Source organism: Nocardia aurea, from assembly GCF_003123685.1.
Classification (GTDB): Bacteria; Actinomycetota; Actinomycetes; order Mycobacteriales; family Mycobacteriaceae; genus Nocardia; species Nocardia aurea.
On record NZ_QCYJ01000143.1, the window covers coordinates 1 to 3,544 of the forward strand.

Annotated in this window: 4 protein-coding genes; all 4 read left to right on the plus strand. The window is 65.6% G+C overall.

Going from position 1 to position 3,544, the window contains the following annotated elements:
- Window positions 1-1,008 (plus strand): asparagine synthetase B family protein (locus tag DAT37_RS36730; RefSeq protein ID WP_198654625.1); only part of this gene is annotated, 1,008 nt, incomplete at its 5' end.
- A gap of 80 nt (window positions 1,009-1,088) precedes the next feature.
- Complete coding sequence (locus DAT37_RS36735) at window positions 1,089-1,676, plus strand: cupin (RefSeq protein WP_109529556.1); 588 nt, start codon at window positions 1,089-1,091, stop codon at window positions 1,674-1,676.
- Window positions 1,666-2,880, plus strand: coding sequence for an MFS transporter (locus DAT37_RS36740; protein WP_157978878.1), 1,215 nt, complete (start codon window positions 1,666-1,668; stop codon window positions 2,878-2,880). The genes DAT37_RS36735 and DAT37_RS36740 overlap by 11 nt, the downstream gene beginning before the upstream one ends.
- A partial coding sequence (locus tag DAT37_RS36745) for an FAD-binding oxidoreductase (RefSeq protein WP_157978879.1) occupies window positions 2,877-3,544 on the plus strand: 668 nt, incomplete at its 3' end. The genes DAT37_RS36740 and DAT37_RS36745, both read left to right, overlap by 4 nt.

A 3,544-nucleotide genomic window follows, 5' to 3' on the forward strand; every position in this document is an offset into this window, starting at 1 on the left:
CTGGGTGCTTTGGAGCAGATCCGAAGTTTTTCCGTGGACTTCGCCCGGCACGGTGAACGGTTCCGGGCTGACCGCTTCCGCGACGCACCGGATGCGCCGTTCGCTTGGGAAGTGGCCGAGCGGTCCGGCACCCACCATACGAATGTGGTGATGGACGCCGCCAAGATTGCGGATCCAGAAGTCCGCCGCGCCGTGGTGAGCGCGCGTGACCTGCCCACCGGGTTCGGCGACGCAGATCACTCGCTGTACCTCCTCTTCCGGGAGATCCGCAAAGGATCGACCGTGGCGCTCTCCGGCGAATCGGCGGACGAGGTCTTCGGCGGTTATAAGTGGATGCACCAGCCGGACGTGCTGCAGGCGAACAGCTTCCCCTGGGTTGATCACACTCATGTCACCAGCCCGCACACAGGGATCGATGTCTTCGACCGGCAGTTCGTCTCCTCGCTGAACCTTCCGGAGTACATCCGCCAGAGCTACGCGGACGCGGTGGCGCAGGCCCCGCGTCTGGCCGGCGAGGAGGGTCTGGACGCGCGGATGCGGACGCAGATGTATCTTCATCTCACTCGCTACATCCGCATCCTCCTCGACCGCAAGGACCGGCTGAGCATGGCTGTCGGGCTTGAGGTGCGGGTGCCGTTCTGTGACCACCGTCTTGTGTCCTACGTCTTCAACACACCGTGGTCGATGAAGACCTTCGACGGCGCGGAGAAAAGCCTGCTGCGTGCGGCCGCCCGGGATGATTTGCCGCGTTCGGTGTTGGAGCGCAGGAAGGCTCCGTATCCCTCCACCCAGGACCCGGCGTACACCGGAGAGTTGTTGCGGCAGGCCTCTGATCTGCTCGCCGACGGTAACCACCCCGTCCAGGAGATCACCGACAAGCACGCGATGAAGGAAATCCTCAGCTCGCGCGCGGAGCAGGTGCAGCCCGGGGCCAGGACGGGTCTGGAGCGCTGGCTGGACTTGGCGACCTGGCTGGACATCTACCGGCCGGATCTGCGACTCGCCTGATCGACCTGCGGGGCAGACCTGGTGCCCGCGTCCGACGGCGAACTCCCCTCTCGATAGTCATATCCGAAAGGAATGAACACATGGCGCTGCTCTGTGTCACGCCTGAGACCGATTCCGCGCAGGTCCTGCTCCGGACCGAGGACGACCGGCAGATCACAGAGATCCTCGAGCCACTTGGTGTGAGATTCGAGAACTGGATGGTCGGCCGAGTGCCGATGGAGGCGTCGGATCAGGTGCTGATCGAGGCGTACAGACCGGAGATTGACGCGTTCAACTCCGACGGCCGCAACCGCAAGGCTGAGACCATCACGGTCCGTCTCGACGAGACGAACCAGGAGTGGGTGAAGGACGTCCTGGCCTCACGCAGGAAGTACTTCAACGAGCACACCCACTCCGAGGACGAGATCTGGTTCTTCGCCGACGGCGGAGCCTGCTTCTACATCCGGGCAGAGGGCAGGGTGCACATCCTGGTCACTACCGAAGGCGATCTCCTGTCGCTGCCCGCGGGCATGAGGCACTGGTTTGACATGGGGCTGAGGCCATGCTTCCGGGCAGTGCGCCTCTACCTCACCTCCGAGGGGTTCGACGGTGAATTCACTGGAGACAAGATCGCCGACAGGTTCCCCTATATAGAAGATGTGCTGGCCGGAGGCGTACATGCGGCTTGAGAAATATCGCCGGGTGTTACGCACCCCCGGCTTTCCTGTGGTCATGCTCCTCAGTGTGATGGTCAAGGCGCCGACCGTTGCGATCCCCATCGTCCTGACCATGCACGTGGCGATCGGACTCGACCGGGGTTACGGCACGGCGGGCCTCGCTGCGGCAGCTTGGACCGTGGGAGTCACCTTGGGCGCGCCGTTCCAAGGCAGGTTCATGGACCGGCGTGGGCTGCGGGCGATGCTCGTGCTGGCGATTGTGGTCCAAGTGGCTTTCTGGGTGCTGGCACCGCTGATGCCGTTCTCGGTCTTCATGGTCGGCGCGTTGGTGTCGGGGCTTGGGATGATCCCGGGTTCCACGGTGATCCGGCTCGTCATCGCCGGCCTGATCCCGGAGGATCATCGGCACACGGCCTATGCGATGGACTCCATGGTTACCGAGGTGTCCTACATGCTGGGGCCCGCCCTCGCCGTGCTGGCGGCCACGAAGATGTCCACAGGTGTCGCGCTGGTGTGGCTTGGTGTCGCGCTGGCGATCAGCGGTGCGGCCCTGGCCTTGCGCAATCCGAAGTCAGGGGAGAAGGCCAAGACCGACACGGCCGCGCGGTCGGGGTTCGGGTGGCTCAACGCCCGGCTGATTGCCGTGTTCGCCGCCACCCTGGCGGCAGGTGCCGTGGTCGCGGGATACGAGGTAGCCATCATCGCGACGCTTCGGGTCGAGGACCAGGTCGAGTGGACCGGTGTGGTGCTGATGGCCTGCGGTGTTTACTCACTGGCAGGCGGACTGGCCTTCGGTGCCCTGCCGCGCAGCCCCTCCGTACCCTTGGTGATCCTTCTCCTCGGCCTGGCCACGATGCCTCTGGGCCTGGTGGGTGACTGGCGCGTGCTCGTGCTGGCTCTCGGGCCCGCCACGACCCTCTGCGCGCCGGCGTTCGCCTCGACGGCCACCGCTGCCAGCGGTCTGGCCACGGACGGTACGCGGGCCAGGGTCATGAGCGTGTACACGGCCGCTCTTTGCGCGGGGAGCGCCTTGGGTGCACCGCTCGCCGGGGCCGCCTTCGATGCCGGCGGTCCCGCGGCCGGATTCGCCGCCGTCGGCGGGCTGGGTGTGGCGATTGCGATCCTCTCAGGGACCGTGCTGCGGCGCCGTCCGGAGTCAACGGACCATCGTTCCGAGCCGAGCGTGCGGACCGCAGCGATGGAGGGCGAGAGATGAGGTTTCCGTCAGTGGGCAGCACTGTCCGGGGAGATCAGGAACTGGAGCAGGTATGGCCCTTTGAGGTGACTCCGGGTGACGCGCGATATCCCGCACTGTGCACCGGAATGAACCAGCGGTGGACCGCGAGCCCGGAGAAGATCTTTCTGCCTGCGTCGACGGAAGAGGTCGTCCAGGCGGTCCAGTTCGCGGTGTCCGGCGGAAAACGGATCACCGTCCGCAGCGGCGGCCACTGCTACCGGGACTTCGTCTCCAATGCGCAGACACAGATCATCTGCGACATGTCAGAGCTGTCGGGAATCTCATACAACCGCGAACTCCGCGCCATCGAGGTCGGTGCTGGATGCCGGCTGCTCGACGTCTACGAAACGCTACACCGGCGCTGGGATGTCACCATTCCCGGCGGCCACTGTCCGACCGTTGGAGTCGGCGGCCACATCGCCGGAGGTGGATTCGGGTTGCTGTCTCGCCGCTACGGCCTCACCGTGGACCACCTGCAAGCCGTCGAGGTCGTAGTGGTGGACGCCTACGGCACCGCGAAGAGCGTCGTTGCGACCCGAGAGGATTCGGACCCCAATCGCGAACTGTGGTGGGCGCACACGGGCGGCGGCGGCGGCAACTTCGGCATCGTCACACGCTATTGGTTCCGCTCCCCCGGTGCGAC